The sequence below is a fragment of the Phycisphaerae bacterium genome (assembly GCA_018003015.1).
GTDB lineage: Bacteria > Planctomycetota > Phycisphaerae > UBA1845 > PWPN01 > JAGNEZ01.
Genome location: JAGNEZ010000008.1, coordinates 130,931 through 152,225, shown reverse-complemented (window position 1 = coordinate 152,225; position 21,295 = coordinate 130,931). Strand labels below are relative to the sequence as shown.

Sequence of the window (21,295 nt, the reverse complement as noted above, 5' to 3'; positions counted from 1 at the left end):
GTCATGAGTTCGACCATGCCGACAGTGCAGAGGAGTGACTCGGCCGTGCAAGAACAAGCAAGCCGCTTTCGGGAGGTGTTCGACCGCCTCAAGCGAGAGGTTCACAAGGTTTTTGTCGGGCACGATGAACTGGTCGAGAACGTGTTGGCCGTACTACTGTCCGACGGTCACGTGCTGCTCGAGGGGGTTCCCGGACTGGGCAAGACGCTCCTAGCCCGGACTCTGGCTTCTGCACTGCGGCTGCAGTTCTCGCGCATCCAGTTCACGCCGGACCTGATGCCGGCGGACATCATCGGTACCATGATGCTGACTGAGAAGGAGGGTGGGGGGCATGAACTGCGTTTCGCCGAAGGGCCGCTCGTTGCCAACTTCATTCTGGCGGACGAGATCAACCGGGCCACGCCGAAGACTCAGTCGGCCTTGCTTGAGGCCATGCAGGAACGGCAGGTGTCCGTGGCTCGGCGCACGATGAAGCTACCGGAGCCGTTCATTGTCGTCGCGACCCAGAATCCGATCGAACAAGAAGGCACCTATTCGCTACCCGAGGCCCAGTTGGATCGCTTCCTGGTCAAGCTGATGGTCGGTTACCCTCAGGAGCGGGAGTATCACCAGATTCTGCAGCGAACGACCGAGGTGCAGATACCCACGATCGAGCCGGTATCGACCGGCGAGGAGGTCATGGCGATGCGACAGATCGTCCGGCAGGTGGCGGTCACCGATCAGGTCCGTGGCTATGCGATCCGGCTGGTCATGGCCACGCAGCCCGGTTCGCCGCACGCCCCGGCGATGATCAACCGGGTCGTGGCACTCGGCTCGAGCCCGCGCGGGGCACAAGGTCTGCTGCTGATGGGCAAAGTGCGAGCCCTGCTTGGCGGCCGGTTCGCGGTGTCCTGTCAGGACGTCCGCGATGTAGTCCTGCCGGTACTCCGCCATCGAGTGCTGCTCAATTTCGAAGGGCAGTCCGACCGGGCGAACACCGATGAGCTGGTGAAGGCGGTGGTTGGGTCGGTGAGCGAGTTATCCTCCTAGTCCGTCGCGTGGGTTGGTCATGGCATCACTGTTCACCGAGGACTTCGTTCGTTCGATCGAGCGACTGCGGATCACGGCCCGGCAAGTATTGGCTGGTGGCCGCCACGCGCAGCACCGGTCGCGCGATCTCGGCGCGGGAATGGAGTTTCGCGACTTCCGATCCTATGTTCCTGGTGACGATTTGCGGCGGATCGACTGGAGCCTGTATCGGCGCAGCGGGCGTCTGTTCCTGCGGCTTTTCGAGGAGCCGGAGGACTTGCCGGTCTACATTCTCGTGGACATCAGCGATTCGATGTTCTTCGAGACGCCCCCTCGGGCCGACGGCGGTCGCCAGATGGCAGGGGTGCTGGCGGCGGTGAGCCTGAACCAGTTTGACCGCATCAGGCTCTACCCCTTCGGAGCGGACTTGGTTCAGCCGGCAGTCAGTCTCTCGGGCAAGCACCGACTTCGACATGCGCTGGAGTTCCTTGATGGCCTTGCGCCGGCCGGTCCCACCGATCTGGTGAAGTCGATTCGCCGGTTCGGAACGCTGAGACTCAGGAGCGGCCTTGTGGTCGTGATTTCCGATTTCTTTGATCCGCAGGGCGTCGAAGCCGTCATCGGGGCACTGGGTTCATTGAGGCACCGGCTGCTGGTAGTGCAATTGGTGCGCGACTCGGATGCTCGGCCGCCGGTGGATGGAGAACTGCGGCTCATCGATTGCGAGTCCGGAGCGGAAGTAGACGTTACCGTCACAGGGAAGGAACTTGACCGTTACGCGCAGGCGTATCGGGCGTTCAGCGCGCGGCTGGCCGAGTCCCTGCTGCAGCAGCGGGCGGCTCACTTGCGTCTCAATGCCGATCGGCCGGTGCTCGACCAGTTGAGCGACTTGTTCGCGGGCGGCGTGTTGGTGACATGAGGCGAACAGACTGATGACCTTCGCGGGGATTCCATTCTGGGCGGCGGCGGCCATCGTAGCCGCGTCGGGGGCGATGCTGGCGGTGCTGCATCTGCTTCGCGTTCGTCCGAGGCCGGTACGGGTCGTGACCACGCTGTTCTGGGCCGAGACCGTCGAACGTGTGCGGGCCCGTTCGATTCTGCACCGTTTCAGGCATCCGCTGACCTATGCCCTTCTGCTGGTGATTTGCACGCTGCTAGTCCTGGCGCTCGCCCAGCCGAGCCTGACGGAGCAGGCCGCCAACCGCCTGCATGAGGTCATCGTGCTTGACGCAGGGGCGTCGATGGCCGCGCCGGTTCCTTCTTCAGGTGGAACGCGGATGGAAGCCGCCATCACCGCACTTGAGGCACGAATCAAGGGTCTGTCGCCCGGCGATCGAGTCGCGGTGGTCCTGGTCGATCCCTGGCCGCGGCTGGTGCTGGGGTTTGAGCAGCCGATCGTGTCGCTCGCCTCAAGTCTTCGCGAGATCCGGCCGGCTTCGGTTCCTGCCGTCACCAGCGAGGGACTAAGACTGGCCCGGTCGCTGCTCAACGGACGGGGCAACCCGCGTGTGGTCTTGTTGACCGATCACGTACCTGCGGACGCGGCTGCGGATGCCGGTGCCGAAGCTGTGCCGTGCGAGGTCGTCCGGATCGGTGAGGATCTCGATGGACTGGGCATCGTGTCGGCCGTCTACGAGCCTGACGCCGACCATTCGCTCCGAGGGCGATTCTCGGTGCGTGTTGCCGCCGCAGGTCGTAAGCCTCAAAGGGCCAGAATTGAGATTCGCCGGGCGGGTGGAGCGAGCCTGTTGAGCCGCGCCGAGACGGTCGAACCGGGTGCGAGCGCGGACTTCTCTCTATCGGATCTCCCGGCGGATGGAGACCGTTTGATCGTCTCGTTATCCTCAACGGGAGGTCACGTCGTCGGTCGCGAGCTGGTTTTCCGGCTGCCCCATCGGAGTGCGATTCGGGTGGGTGGTCCTCAGTGGTTGCCGGCGGCGGTTCGCGCGGCCATTCGCAGCGACCCGGCCGTGCAACTGGTTGAGGATGGGTTGGAGCGGGATATCGATGTGGTTGTCGATCCGCCGGTTGGCACCTTGCCGCGCCCGTCGTTGGTGTTGCGAAACGACGGCCCCGCCGTCGAAGCCGGTCGTCCTCTCGAGGTGTCGTTGAGGTGCTCGCTGCTGCGGGAGGTGGACGTGGAGGTGGCCGGGCAGACCTGCGGCGCGGGTTCGTCGCTCGGGGCGCTGCCAGGCTCGACTCAACCTTTGTTGGTCTCGGGCGGAGCTGTGCTCGCGGCCTGCCACGGCGGCGGCACGGCTCCATGCGTGATCCTGGGATCGGCTCTGCTGGCCACTGATTCCGACTTCGTCCGTCAAGCGCCGTTTGCGGTGTTTCTGGCGCGAGCGTTGCGTTATCTGGCCGGTTGGGACGAGGATCCGGTGGTACTTCCGCCGGAACGGGTGCTCGAGGACCCGCTGTGGCCGCGACGCACTTCGCTGGCCACGGAAGTGACGGCCATGCCCGTCAGCAGAGCGGCGGTCGATCTGTCCAGTCCTCGAGCCGGCGCGAGCGACCAACCTCCGAGCGGCAGTGGGCGCTGGGGATGGTCGGCTCCGTTCGAGATCCTGCTGGCCCTGGCGTTGGCGTTGTTTCTACTGGAAGCCGTCCTTCACGCACGGGGGAGGATAGCCTAAGCCATGGTTTTCGTACATCCCCTGTGGTTGTGGATGCTGGTGCCGGTTGTACTGCTGGCCGGCCTTCATTTCACGTCGCGGTTGGGCTTGTCCGGGGTGCGGGCGGGGTTGGTCATCGGTCTGCGGTGTTCAGCGTACATCCTGCTCGTGCTGGCGTTGTCTCGTCCGTTGATCGAGCGGGGCGAGCGAGGCAGGACCGTTGTGGTGGTGGTTGACCTGTCGGCCAGCGTGGGTGAAGCAGACCTGAAGGTAGTGAGCTCGGATTTGCAGGTACTCGCCAGACAGACCCAGCCGAATGAACGCGTTCGGCTTGTGGTTTTTGACAGCCATGCCCGGGAGATTCAACTCGATCGCGATGGACTTGCACCGCTGAGTCTGGCTGAGCTGCGGAGCGCAGGCAGCCGATTGCAGGCAGCCACCACTCAACCGATGGTTGGGGCTTCGGCATTGGCCGACGCTCTCGGGCTGGCCGGGGCGGTGATTCCTGACGGGGGCGATAATCGCATCGTGCTGTTCAGCGACGGCCTTGAGACCGGTGGCGACGCTCGAGCAGCGGCCTTTCGGCTTGGGCAGCGTGGGATATCGATCGAGGCGCGGACCATCGGTGCGCACAGGAACGAAGAGGTCGTGCTCCGGTCCGTGTCGCTGCCTCCCGCTGCGGCTGTCGGAGCTACGGTGAACCTGATCGCCGAGGTACAGAGCGCGTCAGCCGCACCCGGCCGGCTGGCGGTCCGCCGCAACCGTGACGGGCGCGAGATCACGCAGGCTGTGAACCTCTCGGCTGATTCCCAGGTGTTGACCATGCCGCTGGTCCTCGAAGATGAGGGGCTTGCCGAATACACGGTCAGCATCGAGAGCTCGGCGGACACCTTGGACGGCAACAACACGTTGAGTGCCGCGGTCGAGGTCATGCCCCCTCGGCAGGTGGGCGTGATCGAGGAGAACCCGGCGGCGCCGGCCACCGCCGCCCTGGCTGCGATGCTCGGCAAGGCAGCGCAGGTTACTCGGATACCTCTTGGAGGTCTGGGAGCGTCCGATGCCCTGAACGAGGCGGATCTTCTGGTCGTCGCCGATACCACGGCCGAGAGCCTGGGTACCGACCTGCAAGTCCGGATCAGGGAGAGCGTGGTGAGGGGAATGGGCCTTCTGGTGACCGGTGGAAGGAGGTCGTTCGGACCGGGTGGTTACGCCGGCACTCCTCTCGCTGAAGTCATGCCCGTGCGGTTTTCGCAGGAAGTCGAGAGGCAGGACCCCAGCGTGACGCTGGTGATCATCATCGACACGTCGGGCAGCATGGGTGACACGCGCGTCAACCTGGCCCGTGAAGTCGCTCGTCTGGCGATCTCGCGGCTGAGCCCCCATGACAAGGTCGGCATTGTTGAGTTCTACGGGGCCAAGCGATGGGCAGCGCCCATCCAGCCGGCCTCGAACGCCATTGATCTTCAGCGGGCGCTCAACCGCCTGTCGTCGAGCGGAGGCACGGTCATCCTTCCGGCCATCGAGGAGGCCTACTATGCCCTGCAGAACGTGCACACGCGCACCAAGCACGTACTCGTGCTGACCGACGGCGGTGTCGAGACCGGCGCGTTCGAGCCGTTGATTCGGAGGATGGCCGATCACCGCATGACTGTCTCCACGGTCATGGTCGGACCTGGGGCTCACTCCGCCTTCCTGGCCAGCTTGGCCCATTGGGGTCGTGGACGGTTCTACTCTTCCCCGGATCGCTTCAATCTGCCGGAGGTAATCGTCAAGCAGCCGGAGAGTTCGATGCTCGCTCCGTTCATCGAGCAGCCGACCTCCCTGATGGTGCGTCGAGCAGACGCGATGACCGAGAGCACGGATTTCGGTGCGGCACCCGCCCTTCAAGGATACGTGCAAACCGAAGCTCGCCCGACGGCTGATCTCCTTCTGGCGTCGAGCCTGGGACACCCGATTCTGGCTCGATGGCATTTCGGACTCGGAGCCGCGGCGGCGTTCACTTCGCAACTCGGCGGCGAATGGACGGGGGGTTTATCTCAATGGCCGCCCTACGCGCGTTTGATGTCCAACCTGGCTCGCGGCTTGTATGGCCCCAACGCGCGACAGGCGTTGCGCATCGAGCCGGTGATGCGTCCGGGGGCGATCGAACTGCGAATTGCCAACCAGATGCTGGCCTCGGGCACCGGCAGCCAGGCGGTCGAGCTCGGTGTGGTTGGTGGCTCTGGAGAGGCACGGCGGTGGACACTCGATCCGGTATCACCTGGCGAGTGGAACCACCGAGTGGCCGGCCTTCCACCGGGGACGTACCGCGTGTCCGCCGTGTTGGCGGACGGCAGCAGGCGCGGAGAGGCTGCACTGGTCGTTCCGCCGGCCCGTGAAGTCAACGCGGTCGGCCCGGATGTGGCGTTGATGCAGGACTTGGCCGACATGCGCCGGCAAGTGACGACGGTGGCGAGAGCCGGATCGGCTGCGGCGAAGGCGACGATCGAGTTGTGGCCCTGGCTGACCGCCGCATCCCTGGTGCTGTTCCTGATCAACGTGGCCGTGCGGAGATGGCCGGGACGCGCCGGGCCTGGGGCGGCGGCGGCTTTTTTTGCGGGGATGATCTGCACGGTGGGCCCGGCGCCTTGCGAGGCAGCCGCTGCCGTGGCGAGCCTGCCGGTATCTCGGCCGGCGAGCGCGTCGGTCTCGTTGGCTGCCGCGATGGAGGCCAAGCGACGGGGTGATCTCGAGACCGCCGAGCAGATGCTCGTCGAATTGGCGCAGAGCGGTCCGGCTGACGCCCGCCTGCTCAGTGAGCTGGCCCGGATCGAGGAATTGCGGGGCAGCGATAAGGCGGCCCTGGCAGGGCTGGAGAAAGCGATCGCCGCCCAGCCGGGGGAGGAGGAGCTTCTCGCTCTGAAGACCCGGCAGGCCATGATCTTGTACGACGCCGGCGACAAGGTGGCCGCGGGTGCGATCCTGCGCGACGTGGCGAGCCGGCGGAAGGACGTTGTCGGTGCGGCGCGTTTCTGTGCCTACCTGGCGTCGCTTTGCGGCGATGACGAACTGGCCGTTGAACTGCTGAAGCCGGGCGATGGCGGCGAGAAGACCGAGTATCACGATCACCTTTTCCGCGGGCTGTTCCTGCTTCGGCTGAACCGGCCTGCCGAGGCGGGCCCCCAGTTCGAGCTGGCGTATGCCCGGGCGATTCTGGCTCGCGACCGGCAGTACGCCCTGGAGCGCATTGTCACGGCCTGGCGCGACGCGGGCGGGCTGGGAGAGCTGGCCGACAAGTGGCTGACCATCGACCAGCTGCCGGCTGACCGCCTGGCTATGCTGATCGCGATTCTCCGTGAGCTCAACCGTTCGGATGACGCCATGCGGCTGCTCACTCGCCCGGCCCAAACGCCGGAGCAGGCGGAGCTGCTGCAATCGCCGGACTTCCAGAAAGAGGTTGTGGCGATCGCTCTGGGCGCCGGCCGGGCCCAGGAGGCCGAAGCGGCGTATCTGAACCTGCTCGCACGCGATCCGAGACAAGCGGTCTGGCGGGTCAGTCTCGCCCGCCTGCGGCTGCTCGACGGAAGGCGCGACGAGGCTCTCCAACTGTTCAGTGAAGCTGTTCAGCGGTTTGACGACGTGCCCTCGCTCATGGGTATTGCGGACGGAGCTAGGCAGCTGGCACTCGATGACGTGGCTCTCGCGGCGGCCCGCAAGGCCGGAAGCCGGAGCACGGCCGACCGGATCCGCTCAGTCCTGTTCGAGGCTGATCTGGTTCGTCTGCGCGGTGGAACGGACCAAGCCATCGCCCTGGTGCGTGAGATCGTCCCGGCGGCCCAGGAGGATCCCAGGTTGCTCCAGCCGGTGGCCGAGACGCTGGAGCGCTATGGCGACAAGGCCGAGTCTCTCCGGCTTTTTCAGCAGATCTACGAGAAGACCAAGGCCGAGGACGTCTTGCTGCTCGTTGCGTGGTTGCTCGAGAACAACCAGCGGTTCGGCGAGGCGTTCGATCTTTGGCGGAATCTCTGGCAGACCACGCAGGTGCCGGCCCGATTGAAGCAGGCCCAGGAGCGGATGCTCGACCTGGCATCGCGCACGGGGAAACTCGCCGATCTGGCCGTCGAGATCGAGGAGCAGCTCGACGCCGGTCAGGCCGATGATCGCCGGCTGTCGCTCCTGGTCGACATCTACACGACCGCGAACGACGCTGTCTCGGCGGCAGAGATCCTGAACGACTTCGGGAAACGAAGCGGTCGACAGGTCGAGATGCTGAAGCGACTGGCGAAGGTCTACCTGAACTGCGAGCAGTTCGGCCGGTGCAACGCGACCCTGCGGCGACTGATGGACGCAGACCCGGCGAACGCGGCTGACTACCTGCAGCAGCTGGCCATGGTGGCTATCGAACGGCAGCAACCCCAGGACGCGAGAATGGCATTGACCGAGTTGTACAGGGTTGCCGCGAACGATCCCACCGCCGAGGAGTTTGGAGCGGGTGTGCTGGATATGATCGGGCTCCACGAGGAGGCGGCCCGGGCTTACGAACGCGTTCTGGAACGTCATCCGGACCACATCGAAGTGTTGCTGCTCTGGGCCAACGCGCTGAAGGCCGCCGGTCAGCCGGATCGGGCGGTGGTTCGGTTTCAGAATCTCGTTGAGGAAACGGAAGAGGACGACCTGTTCACGGTCGCAATCGACGGCCTGCTCAATCTCCAGGCCAAACCCGCGGTGATGCGTTCCGCGGTGCGGCGGGTGTACGCACGCATCGCGGCCTGGCCGGAGAAAGTCTTTCTGTACCCGCTGGCGGTCGATCTCCTGGAAACCATGAGCCGCCGCAAGCAGATGGAGTCGGTTCTTGAGCAGTGCGTGGTCGTGGCCGGTGAGCGTCGCGGGGCGCTGCTGCGGGAACTGATGGAAGGCGCGAAGGCCGATGGGCGCGTCGCCCAACAGGTGGCCTTCGGTCGATCGCTGCTGGCCCTGGACGAGGAGGTTCCCCCCAGCGTGTTCCTCGACCTGGGCGAGGCCATGATCAAGCAAGGCAAGTTCACGCTCGCCGAGCGTGTCTTCGAACGAGCTGCTCTCGACGGCGACTTCATCGCTATTCAGCAGCAGGTCGCCTCGTACTACGAGGACGCGAACCTGCCCGCTCACGCCGACCGGATCATCCGCGAACTGCTCATCGGAGAGCCGGACAACGTGCGTTTGCTGATCCGGTCGGGCACACTCAGCGAGCAGTTGGGGCAATACGACCGCGCCTTCAGCCAGTACTACCGGGCCGCCGATCTGATGCTTCGCCGCCTGCCCGGCATGGTGGGGTCGGATTCAGCCTCTCAGCCGCAAAGCCGGCCGGCCGTTGCCGAGGGCCAGCCGCGAACCACGCGAGCCAACAATGTAGATGAGATGACCCAGTTTTTCGAGGCGGCGTGCAACGGGTTGCTCAACGCGGCTCGTGGCGAGGCCCAGCGGGAGCAGTTGCACCACGATGTGCTCAAACGCGTCAATGAGGAGTTGACCGCCCTGGGCAAGCAGAAACCGACGGCACGCATCGCCCGCCATCCGCGGCTTGATCGCCTTACCCGGTTTCTGCGTCAGGTTGCCTTCTCGATCCATCGGCCGGAGTTGGCCGACGAGATCGATAGCCGCCTTTTGGAACGTTATCCCCAGGACGCCAACTTGCGGATGGCCATGATTCGGACTCGGCTTGATTGGGGTCTCTATTCCCGAGCGGCGGCGATGGCTATGCCTGGAACCGTGGCCGGCCGGCCTCCCGACGAACTGGCTTTGATGACCTATTTGACCGAACCCGGGTGTCTGGACGACGCAGTCGCCAGGGGTGAGGTTACTGCGGCCCTCGGCGTGCGGCTTGTGCCGGTGCTGATCATGCTCGGTCGCGATGATCAGGCTCGACTCTTGCTCGGTGAAGTGAGGCCGGCAGTGGCGGTCGAATCCGACAAGGAGAAGGTCGTCCCGATGATGGTGGCGGCCGCGATGGCCCTCGATGATGCGGTTCTGGTGCAACGCTGGCTGGCCATCTGGCTGGACGGATGCCGCAGGATCAAGAAAGGCAACACGCTCGCCCAAAGCCTGGAGGAATGCGTTCGGCTGGTCTGGAATCGCCTGACGGAGCAGGATCGCACCCGGTTGCTGGACGAGGTTGCCCAGATCGGTGCTGCGCTGGATGATAAGGAACGGGTCTACGTTGACCAGCTTCGCATGAAGATCGCCGAAGGACTGGGACAGCCCTTCCCGGAAATCGACGCCCTGGTGCAAAACGCGGCCCAGCAGGCATCGCTCGGCGCCGATGCGCTGGCTCAGCTGCTGGAGAAGGCCACCCCTGCCAAGCGGCCTGAACTGGTTCGGGCCATGGTTGCCGCAGCGAAGCCTGCGGAGCAGCGTATGCTGATCCTCGGTCTGGCGGGACGGTTGGCCTTTCAACCAGAGAAGGAACTCGCCGACACCCTAGTCGGCCTGTTTCGGTCGGCGCCGAAGGTGCGGGTTTCAGGCGAACGGGGCACGGCGACGTTGGCGCAGACTCGGTGGAACCACAATCCCGCCTGTCCCGATGTCGGTTTCCGGCTGGGCGAGATTCTGTTGAGTGAGAATCCCAACGAGACCGCTGTGCTCGCTTCTGTCGCCGTGGCCCGAGAGACAGCCGGCAAGCACGACGAGGCAGTCCCGCTGATCAAGGAGGCGCTGGAGAACTTGCTCGGCGGCAAGCAGATGGAGTACGACCAGAAGCGGACGCTCGATTCGCTGATCGGGATCATGCGGCCAGCGGACCTTGACGAGGCGATCACGGATCTGGCCGATCGCCAGGAAATCGAACCGCCCACGGCGACGGTGAAGTTCACGCACGGCTTGTTGCTGGAAGCCGCGGATCGTCACACCGAGGCTCTGGCCGCGTTCCGCGGGGCGTTCGAGCTGGCGCCGGGCAATCGAATCTTCAGCCGAAAAGTGATCACCTCGATGAAGGAGAGCCAGCGTTGTGCGGAGCTGGCGGCGCTTCTGTCCTCTCGGCTGACCAAGAGTACGATCATGGAATCCTACGAGTGGCGCACGCTCACCGAGCTCTACTATGACCTGTTCTGCCCGCTGGCCGCACTGGCTACGGTCCATCGTGACGAGACTCCGTTGGCACCCGTCGAACTGATGCGGATTCTGCGCCGGCTGGGACGCCCCGACGATGTCCGAACGACCTTCCGGCGATTCATGACCCACAACCGTGACGACGGCCGCTTCTACACTCCCTTCTGGCCGCCGGATTCCGCGGGCGGGGGCATGGTTGAGTTCTTCGACAGGCAGCGGACACCGATGTGGAAGCGGGCGCGTTTGTTCGAGGCCTTGGCCGACATGCCGTTCGCGGAAGAGGAATACGCGGGCATGCTGGTGGGTGCTCGCCCCGAACGCCGGGACGTGCCCGGTCTTATTGACGGCCTCTTGAAGGCGACAAGGATCAACGGCACTCGAGACCGACTGATCGGGGTTCTGCTCGACGCCCAGAAACGCGATGCCCTGACGGTCAAGGATCGACTCATGCTCCTGGCATTAGCCGTGGAAGGCCCTGCCGCTTTGCCGGCGCCACTGGCCGACGCCCTCGCGGGGATGGTCCCGTATCTCGAGCCGACCGACACGGTGAACCTGACCACGCTGGCCCGGGTATGCCTGTCCAAGGGGCAGGCCGAGCAGGCCCGGCACATCCTCCGATGGCTGCTCGCGGCCGATTCGCTCAAGGGACGGACCCTGTCGCGTACCGATGATCGATTCAGCCGAATCGATCAGTACTTGGCGACCTGGCCGGAGCGGCAACGGCCGGAGCAGAAGGCTCGCCTTGCGGCTCTGTTCAGCCCGACGCCGGTGGACGGTCTGTCCGAGGAGTTCGATTCGGCCTGGCTCGACCGCCTGACCGCCGAGGGCGACAGGGCCGAAGTCGATCGCCAAGTGGAGCGGCTGCGGAGACACCTGGGAGCAGGCACGGCCGCTGTCCGTCATCGCGAGCTTCGAGCCGCGATCGCTCGTCGCGATGCCGCCGCAGGCCGGTTCGACGCGTTTCGGGGCGAGGTGAAGCAACTGCTGGACATGATCGCCCAGGGTGACGAGATACTCGCCCAGCCATATGACTCGCGCGACCTATTGCCGCCGGCCGTTGAGATGGCCGATCCCGCACGGTTCCTGGGTGCGATCGTGTCTGACATTCAAGCGCGTCGCACGGCAGGTTCGCTTGGTGCCTCAGTGGCCACGCGACATCTCTGCCTGATGGCTTCGTGGGCTGCGGAGAACGGTCTGAGGAAGGAAGCCTCGGCCATCGTGCAGGCGTGCATGAAGGAACTGGGCAAGGAAGCCGACGACGATTGGCTCTGGATCGCGGACGCCACCCGGCTGTGTGGCGATCAAGCTTTTGCCATCGACCTGGAGACGCGGCTGGTTGGTGCCGACATGCTTCCTGTGGCGCGGGTGCCGGGTCTTCTGGACGCGGTCGAGAGGGCCCGTGGCCAGGCGATCGCGGATGAACTGGCCACCCGCGTGGCCGGCTACAGCGATCATCCCGTAGTGTTAGAGCGGGCGATTCGTCGCGCTCGGAAGGACGGTGATGCAGGCGCCGTGAAGCGATACCAGGCCCGCTTGGATGCCATCTCGCCGCCGAGACCTCCGACGAAGGTATCATCTCAACCGGTCAAGTAGCCACGCCGGCTGGGCAAGTTTGCCTTGACTCGACGTGGTCGTATTGGAGCGGCTGGAGAAAGGACCCCGAGAAGCACAGGTCGGGCCGCGCGGACCAGCCGGTGTCAGCCGCGATCGCGTGGCCCGACCTGCAGGGTGGTCAGGCTATCCTCCAGTCGCCAGGGCGACGCGATTTGGCCGCCCCGGCTTCTGGTCAGCGCGTTCGCCGACGCAAGAGGGCCAGACCGCCGAAGCCTAGCAGGGCAAGCGTGGCGGGCTCGGGAATCGCGTAGAAGCCTTTCCCTGCCGTACTGCTGTGGATATTGAACGCCAGCTTGCCTTCATACCAGGTCAGCTGGTAGACGTTGTTGGCCGTCGCGGGACCGGCCAGCAGGTCCGCGTCGGTCAGCACGTTCTTGAGCGTGCCTGCCGGGTTGGCCGGATCGAACTTCAGGATGTTCTTGGATGAGCTGTCCTGGAAGTACACCCAGCCGTCCGGGGCGCCGTAGATGTCCTTGAATCCGAGGCTGGTACCACCGGTGATCGCCGTGACATCGGCCAGACCGAGCACCTGGCTGATCGCGCCGTCGGTTGCCCGCTTGTACATGGCCTTGTTTCCGTTGTTGCCCCAGTAGAAGCTGCCGGCCAGGTCAAAGGTGAGCGAGCCGCTGACATCCGAGTTGCCGGTGGCCGTGGTCAGGTCAGAGGCGCTGAGGTAGGTACTGAGCCCGCCGGCGCCGGTGGTCATCAGGATGCTGTCCGACGCTCCGTCGTAGAACACGAATTCTCCTGTGGGTGCTGTTTCGGACGGGGTCAGCAGCTGGGCCTCACTCTGGCCGGTGTAGGCCATGATCTGGGCGGCGGTGACGTACTGGCTGACCTCGCCGGTGTTCTTGTTTACCCGCCAGATGGCGTCCGTCGACGAGTCGTTGAACTGGAGGTAGTCGCCGGAAATGCTGAATCCATAGAACGGTGTGAAGCCAGTGCCCTTGCCCCCGGCCGCGACCCAGGCTGGCGTCGACATCAGTTCGGTGACGGTTTGGGCACCATTGAGGTCGGTCACCTTGGTGATACGTGGCGAGCTACTGAGCGACAACGCGCTGTACAACGTCTCTCCTTCCGCCACAGCGGAGTAGTAGCCCGTCGACGTGCCACCGCCGTTGACCTTGGCCCAGGTGGCGACCACGCTGTACTTCTCAGCCGCCACGACTGGCGTTGCGACGAGGGCCACGATTCCGACTACCGCCATCAGTCTTGACATCTCTCTCCTCGCTTTCCTATGAGCGCGAACAGGCGAACCTGCGACACACAGATTCAGCGCATCGGGTGGGAGCGCCCAGGGGGATGACGCGAGAGTCTTGCGGGGGCCCGTGCGCACGATTGGACATGCTGCCCGTTGACGCACGTGGCTCTTCTTCTCCCCGTTCGATCCGCCCCTGCCAGCGGATACCCACACCAATTCAGTCGTCTATTGTCGCATATTGAGCGAGGAAGTCAAGAGCGTGGTCGACGATTCCGCCAGCTCGCGAGGGTGCTTTTACGGGACCCAAAGTGCATGGCTATTCCCGAACGGCCGATGTTCTGGTAGACTTAGCAGGCGGCAAACCCGGTTCCCGCTGTTTGCGGGTCGCCTGCCGGGTCCACGGGGTGAACTGGAAAGTGAGTTGAGGGCGTGGATCGGTTCGGTGCCGGCCAGCCGTGATCGAGGAGAATGGTATGCGTATCCGTCAAACCGTCCTGGCTCTTGTGGCCGTGTGTGTGCTGATCGCCTCCGGGCACGTGTGGGCCGTTGCCAGCGATGCCGCCGCGAGCTCTGCGGAGGGTCAAGCCTTGCTGCAGAAGGGGGACTTCGCCGGGGCGCTGCAGGCGTACGCCAAGGCCGCGAAGGCAGATTCCGAGAATCAGGGGTACCGCACCCAGTACATGGTTCTCAAGCGCGTGATCACACTTCGTGACGGTCTGGCCAAGGAGAAGAACCCCGAGAAGTGGGAGCTGACCGCCAGGAGCCTGCGCAACTTCTACCACATGCACAAGCTGTACGGCGAGGCTCTGCCCCTTGACCGTGAGATGCACGCCAAGGCCGATACCGCCGACTCTGCGATCGGCTTGGCCGAGACGTTGCTGGCCATGGACAAGAGTGCCGATGCCGAGAAGCTGCTCGGTGGACTTGGGGCCAAGCTGATCACCAACCACACTCGAATCCTGCAGGGTGTCGCCCTGGCCCGCCAGGAGAAGATGGACCAGGCCAAGGAGTTGCTCAAGGGCGTCAGGCTTGCCAAGGAAGAGGAGACGAATCCGAACGTCCTGTTTGACCTGGCCACCCTGAAGTCGATGACCGGCGACACTGCGGGCGGGCTTGCCGCGATCGCCGCATGCTTCGAGAACGTGCCCCCGAGCCAGTCGGATGCGGTCAAGAAGTACGCCAAGGACTGCAAGGATCTCAGTGCCGTGACCGCTAGCGCCGATTTTGCCAGCGCCCTCAAGGTCGAGTCCAAGGTCAAGGAATCCAAGTGCAGCGGCGGCGGCAACTGTGGCTCGTGCAAGAGCGCAGGGAGTTGCAGCATCGGGGCCAAGGGTGGTACTGCCTGCAAAGAGGAAGCCAAGACCGGAGACGCCGCCAAGGACAAGAAGTAGTCGCGCGCCTCAGACATCCAATAGGGTTGTCTCTGTTGGACGAGTCGCGGGCTCTATTGCCTGCGACTCGTTTTGTTCAGCAACCGTGTAGCGAGCCCAAGACAGTATGAGAACGCGGCGGCGCATTGTTCAGGTCGGGTTCCTGGTTCTGACCTTGGTGGCCGTGTTCGTCGTGAAGGGTAACGCGGAGAAGTGGTGCCCCTTCGGCGGCGTCGAGGCCCTGTACAACTACGCCACCGAAGGCAACCTGATCTGCTCGCTGGGGATCTCCAACTTCTACATCCTCGCGGGCGTGCTGGTCTGCACGCTGCTCATGCGACGGGTGTTCTGTGGCTACATGTGCCCGATCGGCACGATTTCCGAGGTGCTCGGTCGTCTGGCCACCCGGCTCGGCCTCCAGCCCAGACGGGTGCCCGGGCCGGTGGACAGTAGTCTGGCCCTGCTTAAGTATGTGGTTGTGGCCGTCGTGATCCTGATCACTTGGCGGGCCAGCGAGTTGGAGTTCAGGGCATTCGATCCCTGCTACGCCCTGATTGGTCGGCATGGCGAGGACATCACCTTCTGGGCCTACGTGGTTGCGGGGGCCATCGTGATTGGCTCGCTGCTGGCCACCATGCCGTTCTGCCGCTGGCTGTGCCCGCTGGCCGCGGTACTCAACCCGTTCTCCCGGTTCGGCCTTGCCCGCGTGAAGCGGAGCGAAGAGACCTGCACGCAGTGCGGCCAGTGCTCGCGCGTGTGCCCGATGGCCATTCCGGTGGCCAGTGTGAGGCAAGTCACCCACGCCCGGTGCCTGTCGTGCCTCAACTGTGTGGATGCATGCCCGGCAGTCGAAAAGGGGGCCATCAGTTGGGGACCGCCCGGACCGCCCCGCCGAGCGTGGCCGCAAGCCGTCCTGCTCGCCGTCCTGCTCGCCTGCATCGGAAGCGCGGTGGCGGCTGTTTACGCCTTCCCCATGCCGTCCTTCCAGCTAACCCGCGGCGTTATCCCGGCCCAAACGGCCACACTCGATTTGAGGGTCACCGAACTGACCTGCCGAGGCCGGGCGACCCTGTTCACCGAGCGATTTCTGTGGCGCGACGACATGCTGGCCGTCCCCGGCTATCTGAAGGTTGAGGCCTGGCCCGGCCCAGGGAAAGCTTATGTCCGGGTGATCTACGATCCCGAGGAGACGGACGCGGAGTCGATCAGGCAAGCGATTGTCGAGCCTTACTTTGATTCCGAAAGTAAAGTTTGGCAGGGGTCGCCGTTTACGATTGACGGCTACGATTCCCTTGGTCTGGATGACGTGGTTGGGGAGAGCCAACCGACCCGGTGAGCGGCCAAGTTCCGAAAAGCGCGAAGATTATATTGCCGCTCGACTTGCGGCGCGGTATGATGGTCGGCACGGCAGGGATGCCCTAGAATAGCGACTGATCTGGTAGTCGAAAGGTGGCAAGCTGCGGCCCGGGCTCTAGAGGTTCACACTTCGGGCCATGTCGGAGTCGGGGGTAGCCGGAGTCGGGTGTGAGGGAAGGGAGAGGGCAGAGCTATGCGCACTGGGTGGAGAACATCTCGGGTGTTGTTGGTATGTGGCACATTGCTTGGGATGCTGGCAAGCGCCGCCTGGGCTCAGGCCCCAGACAATATGACGGTGGTTGTCAACAAGGCCGGGGCAACCGGGGCGACCAGCGGCATCACGCTTGGAGCTTTTGTGTACGACCCGGGCCGTGACTGCTTCTGGATCGGCACATTTGGCACGGTCACCGGTTTCCGCCACTACGATTTGGCGACTTCCACGGGACGCCAGTGCACGTATGACAGTGATCTGAACCGGTTTGCCCGCGCGTCGGATGTGGCTGGCGGCGTGACCAGTGCCGACGACACCGGCAAGCAGAACCCGTCGGGTTTGCTCCTGAATCCCACGTCGCTGACGATCACCGTGCCGGCCCCAGGTGGCGGCACGCAAACGCTGGAGTATCCTCCCGGCAGCCTGGTCATTTCGAACGACAACAGCAGCGAGGTTTATGTCGGCGGTTCGAGCGTGCGATACGCCTGGTCCAAGAAGATGTACCGCTGGGATCTGAGGACGGTGGGTGATCCGACAACCGTTCAGCCTGATTACGACACGGCCGAGGACGGCCTGGGCCATATTTGGGGGGCGTTCGGGACGGTCGACTGGAACGATGCCTTCACCGTGTTGGTGACGTCGCAGGATCTCATCGACGTCGCCCACCCGGCCAAGGTCTCATTTAACCAGGGGCGTCAGCCGACTTGGTCCTCGGATGGAAAGTCGATCTACTTCGTCGATTCCGCTCCGTCTTTCGGTGGGGTGTGGAAAGTGAATGCCGAAACGGGAGCGGTGGCTTGGCTCTACGCGAACACGCTGGACTTGGAGGCGCCGGCGACGGAGCGCCGGGTTTGGACGGAGCCGGTGGCGGTATCTACCGGCGTGCGCGATTTCGACGCCGCGAACCCAACCACGGGCGACCAGATCTTCTTTGAAGGAAGCACGCTATCGGGCAACACCGGCGGACTCGACTACCTGCTGGATAGCGGTTCGGCCGTGGCCGGGCCGTTTGCCGCTCTACGCAGAACCGATTTCCTGAAATGGATGGAGTGGAACGGCAAATCCGTGTCGAGATCGCAGCTCGAGGACGGCTCGGATCCGGGCGTGAACACCTATCCAACGGCGGAGGGTAGCATCGTTCCCCATATCTGGACCATGACCGCCGATGCCCACGGAACGCTGTACTTCTGTGACAGCAGCGAGCAGGCCGGAGTCTGGCGATACGATCCGCAGGGACGGCTTGTCGGCGTTCGATCGAAACGCCAACACCTCAAGTTTATCGCGGGCCAAGGTTCGGCGAGTACCAGCGTTACGTTGCTGCGTATGCAGTTGCGGCAAGCCCAGTACGTCGGCGCCGCGGGGACCTTCGTTGTGCCGCAGATCCTCTTCAGGGATAACGGACTCGGTGGCATCAGCGGGATCTACGCTTTCAAGCCGGGCGATTTCAACCGCGACAATGTGGTCGATGCGGCCGATGTGGCCTTGTTCGAGGCGGCTTTGGCCACGCCGATTCGCACCTTCTCGACCGGCACGACCACCCTGGCATACTTCGAAGCCCCGTCGGATGGGGCCGAGGGCGAACTGGAGTCATCTGCCCCGGTCGCTTATGTCGACTACCTCAAGTACGATCTCAACTGCAACGCTCTCGTGACCGTCAAGGATAGACAGATCCTGGGCCGCTTCCTGGGCAAGTCGATCGTGGACTACGACTGGGACGGCGATGTGGATCAGGCCGACTTTGGTCACTTTCAGGCGTGCTACACGGGCGCCGCACAACAGGGGGCGCTGGCCCAGATTCAGTGTGGCGACGCCGACCTGAACGGTGATGGCGTGGTGAACGGCGGCGACCTGGATGTGTTCAAGGGTTGCTTCTCGGGGCCAGAGGTACCGGTGGACCCCACTTGCGGAACGTAGTCGGTTTCGGGCAGAGGCAAGCCGCTTCCGGCCCGACACCGTGTCCTGTAGCTGGCGTGACACGTTGAAAACGACTGGATCGAACGATATGAATGCGAGCCCGCACGGATTCACAGGCAGGACCACGCACCATCGTGGATTCACCTTGATTGAAGTCCTTGTGGTGGTTGCCATCATCGCCTTGCTGCTCTCGATTCTGTTGCCGTCGCTCGGCAATGCGCGTGGCCAAGCCAAGCGAGTCGTGTGCATGGCCAACCTGCACAACATCTACAACGCGATCCTGATGTATAAGGACAGCAACTCCGACCGGATACCCGAATGGACCGCGGTGGGTAACTGGTACTTCAGACGGCCGCCCGGCATGAAGGACCCCGATGATCCCCGCTCGTTACCCGAGACATACGGCCTGAATGCTCTGCTGGCCGGCGTCCGGCCGGCGGAGAGAGGAGAAATCAGAGACAGACGGCTCTACCTGAGTGCCTACTCGGACATTTGGCGGTGCCCGGGCGCGCATCCGCAGATGTGGGAGCGGTACAGGAACACCTACGCGTGGCTCAAGGTGACCATTGCGGCAGGCGAGGAAGTCGGCAATATACCCACCAACATCTACACCCAGCTGCTGTTGAAGGGCAAGCGGTATGCCAGTGGCAAGGTTTGGAACGCATCAAAAATGCCTATCGTCCAGGACAACACATCCTTCGGGCCAGGGGCGTGCGGTTTCCGCGGGGCCGCAAGTTGGAGCAACTCCTACAGATTGCCGGAAGCCATCGCCAAAGCCTACCCCCACGCTTACGGCGGCAGGAAAGGGAGCGACGCGACGGTCATCCTCTGGCTCGACGGGAATGCCGGCCGTCCGGGTGGCAAGGCGGGCCTGTAAGCCACGCGACGAGGGTGGACTCGCCATGCTGCCTCGCCCGAGCTGGCTGCCGAAGCACGGGGGGTGCGACTGCATCGTGATGCCTTGTGATGGCAGATGCCGGCCCGCACAAGATGTTCAGGGCGATTCAACCTCGTTCGATTCCTGATCTCGCGTTCTCCAGGCTACCCGCGGCCACCCTGCCGTTCAAGAGGAGCTCTATAGAGGTTTCTTGCTCAGTGTTCAAGTAACCTGGATGCCGCCACGAGGGACCGTCGCTTGAGCGGCCTCGACCGTATTCTCACATCCGCGCCGTCCGCTTCCCAGCGGGCACACCTTCGCAGCGACCCAACCGTGGCCTTGTGTAGCCGAGGTGGCCGTTGGAGATGGTGTGCTACTCACCTGGAACGTCCACCATGCAGACGAGCCGAAGTACCCTCAGTCTCCGAATCGGTTTGTCCGAACATCGGGTTGTACAGGCGACATGAACGAGCAGGAGCATCACGACTACTGCGTTGCCGCCGGACAGATTGCGGCCCAGATCGTTGCTCGGCAGCGGTGGAAGCTGGACAAGCCAACCGAGGCCGATATTGAACGGCTCGAAGATGCCTTGGCCGCGGGGCGAGAGCGAGCCAGGAGCCACACCCTTCCCAGAGCCCTGGCTCGGCATGGCCAGAAATCCGGTCCTGATGCGCGCCTTCCGCGCTTCTCGTGAAAAGCGCCCCAATGTGCCACATTGATGTTGCATATCAACGGGAGTTGATGTATATGTGAATATCGCCAGAAAACCGAAGAAAACGCAATGGTCTTCGGGTCGTCATCGGCTTCGGGGGAAGCCCTGCGGGCGGCTTGGTACGCTCCGTGCATCTGTAGACGATCGGCGCCGAAACGAATCCGTGGAAGAGCATCGAGCGATCATCGGGCCAGGCTTCGGGGGACGGTCGGTGCGACGGGTGTCGTTTTCTCCGAGGATTGATGGAGGATTGATGGGCTCGGAGCCGGCTTCCGGAATCACCCAGGCGGCGACCGTTCTGTCGTTCGCCGGCGAGGACGCGGACTACGCGGCGTGGGATGACTTCGTCGTCCACCATCCTCGTGGGCACTACTTCCAGCTTCATGGCTGGCTTTCGTCGTATCGGCCGATGGGTCTGGATTGTGAGGTTCTGACCCTCAAGCGGGGGGGGCAGATCGTCGCCGGGGCTGCATTCACCCACTTCAAGTTGCCGCTCGTGGACCGACGGGTTGCCATTCTCCCGCATGGACCAGTCTGCGATGAGCCGGGTAACGGCGAATGGCGCGAGGTGATGGCCGGTCTGGAACGACGGTTTGTCAGCGACAAGGTTGCCTACGTGCAGGCGTGGCCGCCGGTTCGGCTGGGCGACGAACAGGGGCTGGGTTTGTACCGGCGGGCTGGTTATGTCGGCGGGCGGCTGTTCCATGCTCACGAGTTCAGTTCCACACTACTCTCAGTTGACTTGACTCGGTCGGAGGACCGAGTGCTGGCGGAGTCGCGGCGGAACACACGCTACTACGGGCGCAAGAGCAGGACGACCGGGCTGGGCCTCCATTTGGGTACGACGGCCGAGGACTTGGTCCGATCCTACGAGGTCTGGCTCGAGAACGGGGCCTACCACGGTTATGAGGTTCGTCCCCTGTCGAGCTTCCAGATTGTTCTGAATCGCCTCATCGTGAAGGATCGGGCGCATCTCATCCAGGCGTGGAGGGGTGATCGCATCGCCGGTTCGATCCTCGTCCTTTTCGCCGGTCGTGTGGCGGTCTACGCCCAAGGAGGGATGCGGCGGGAGTTCGAGTCGTGCTATCCGGGCGAGTTCATGCATCTGGAGGCGATGCGGCTGGGCAGAGAGCGTGGCTGCCTGGCCTACGATTTCAACAACTGGGGCACCGAGGGGACCACGCTGTTCAAGGCCGGCTTCCGGCCGATGGAGCATCGCTGGTCGGAGCCTGTGACCCGAGTATACCGGCCGCTCACGGCGAGGTTCGTTTCGTGGGGTGAGGTGTATTGTCGGCCGCTGCTGCGCGCCATAGCCCGGCGGCGTGCGAATCGGCAGGCATGAAGGGTATCTGGCC

General features: G+C 64.0%; 11 protein-coding genes. 10 read left to right on the top strand and 1 reads right to left on the bottom strand.

Annotation, left to right across the window (positions count from 1 at the left end; all coding sequences use genetic code 11):
• Positions 1 to 15: 15 nt before the first annotated feature.
• From KA354_05835 to KA354_05820, 4 genes are read left to right on the top strand one after another with little or no spacing between them, the layout of a single operon-like run.
• Complete coding sequence (locus KA354_05835) at positions 16 to 1,029, top strand: MoxR family ATPase (GenBank protein MBP7934153.1); 1,014 nt, start codon at positions 16 to 18, stop codon at positions 1,027 to 1,029.
• Between the two features lie 19 nt (positions 1,030 to 1,048).
• Positions 1,049 to 1,927 (top strand): DUF58 domain-containing protein, encoded by an 879-nt coding sequence (locus KA354_05830; protein ID MBP7934152.1) that lies wholly within the window; start codon positions 1,049 to 1,051, stop codon positions 1,925 to 1,927.
• 13 nt (positions 1,928 to 1,940) lie between these two features.
• The gene (locus KA354_05825; protein MBP7934151.1) at positions 1,941 to 3,644 is read left to right on the top strand and encodes a VWA domain-containing protein; all 1,704 of its coding nucleotides are present in this window, start codon (positions 1,941 to 1,943) and stop codon (positions 3,642 to 3,644) included.
• Positions 3,645 to 3,647: 3 nt separating this feature from the next.
• Positions 3,648 to 12,278 (top strand): VWA domain-containing protein, encoded by an 8,631-nt coding sequence (locus KA354_05820; GenBank protein MBP7934150.1) that lies wholly within the window; start codon positions 3,648 to 3,650, stop codon positions 12,276 to 12,278.
• A 193-nt stretch (positions 12,279 to 12,471) separates the two neighbouring features.
• Here the strand turns inward: KA354_05820 and KA354_05815 are convergent, their stop codons facing one another.
• Positions 12,472 to 13,518 carry a PEP-CTERM sorting domain-containing protein gene (locus tag KA354_05815; GenBank protein MBP7934149.1) on the bottom strand — a complete coding sequence of 349 codons (1,047 nt, stop codon included), beginning with the start codon at positions 13,516 to 13,518 and terminating at the stop codon, positions 12,472 to 12,474.
• 455 nt (positions 13,519 to 13,973) lie between these two features.
• Between KA354_05815 and KA354_05810 the strand changes: the two genes are divergently transcribed.
• From KA354_05810 to KA354_05785, 6 genes are all read left to right on the top strand, one after another.
• Positions 13,974 to 14,891 carry a hypothetical protein gene (locus KA354_05810; protein ID MBP7934148.1) on the top strand — a complete coding sequence of 306 codons (918 nt, stop codon included), beginning with the start codon at positions 13,974 to 13,976 and terminating at the stop codon, positions 14,889 to 14,891.
• 106 nt (positions 14,892 to 14,997) lie between these two features.
• Positions 14,998 to 16,206, top strand: coding sequence for a 4Fe-4S binding protein (locus KA354_05805; GenBank protein ID MBP7934147.1), 1,209 nt, complete (start codon positions 14,998 to 15,000; stop codon positions 16,204 to 16,206).
• Positions 16,207 to 16,446: 240 nt separating this feature from the next.
• The gene (locus KA354_05800; protein MBP7934146.1) at positions 16,447 to 18,351 is read left to right on the top strand and encodes a hypothetical protein; all 1,905 of its coding nucleotides are present in this window, start codon (positions 16,447 to 16,449) and stop codon (positions 18,349 to 18,351) included.
• A gap of 88 nt (positions 18,352 to 18,439) precedes the next feature.
• On the top strand, positions 18,440 to 19,228 hold the full coding sequence (locus KA354_05795) for a prepilin-type N-terminal cleavage/methylation domain-containing protein (protein ID MBP7934145.1): 789 nt from the start codon (positions 18,440 to 18,442) through the stop codon (positions 19,226 to 19,228).
• A gap of 463 nt (positions 19,229 to 19,691) precedes the next feature.
• Entirely contained in the window at positions 19,692 to 19,922 is a 231-nt protein-coding gene (locus KA354_05790; GenBank protein MBP7934144.1) for a hypothetical protein, read from the top strand.
• A 271-nt stretch (positions 19,923 to 20,193) separates the two neighbouring features.
• Positions 20,194 to 21,282 carry a GNAT family N-acetyltransferase gene (locus KA354_05785; protein MBP7934143.1) on the top strand — a complete coding sequence of 363 codons (1,089 nt, stop codon included), beginning with the start codon at positions 20,194 to 20,196 and terminating at the stop codon, positions 21,280 to 21,282.
• Positions 21,283 to 21,295 lie beyond the last annotated feature (13 nt).

Bases quoted from the DNA above. Each gene is read 5' to 3' on its own strand.
- KA354_05835 (MBP7934153.1), top strand. From the start codon at position 16: ATGCCGACAGTGCAGAGGAGTGACTCGGCCGTGCAAGAACAAGCAAGC.
- KA354_05830 (MBP7934152.1), top strand. From the start codon at position 1,049: ATGGCATCACTGTTCACCGAGGACTTCGTTCGTTCGATCGAGCGACTG.
- KA354_05790 (MBP7934144.1), top strand. From the start codon at position 19,692: ATGAACGAGCAGGAGCATCACGACTACTGCGTTGCCGCCGGACAGATT.
- KA354_05795 (MBP7934145.1), top strand. From the start codon at position 18,440: ATGAATGCGAGCCCGCACGGATTCACAGGCAGGACCACGCACCATCGT.
- KA354_05810 (MBP7934148.1), top strand. From the start codon at position 13,974: ATGCGTATCCGTCAAACCGTCCTGGCTCTTGTGGCCGTGTGTGTGCTG.
- KA354_05825 (MBP7934151.1), top strand. From the start codon at position 1,941: ATGACCTTCGCGGGGATTCCATTCTGGGCGGCGGCGGCCATCGTAGCC.
- KA354_05820 (MBP7934150.1), top strand. From the start codon at position 3,648: ATGGTTTTCGTACATCCCCTGTGGTTGTGGATGCTGGTGCCGGTTGTA.
- KA354_05785 (MBP7934143.1), top strand. From the start codon at position 20,194: ATGGGCTCGGAGCCGGCTTCCGGAATCACCCAGGCGGCGACCGTTCTG.
- KA354_05805 (MBP7934147.1), top strand. From the start codon at position 14,998: ATGAGAACGCGGCGGCGCATTGTTCAGGTCGGGTTCCTGGTTCTGACC.
- KA354_05815 (MBP7934149.1), bottom strand. From the start codon at position 13,518: ATGTCAAGACTGATGGCGGTAGTCGGAATCGTGGCCCTCGTCGCAACG.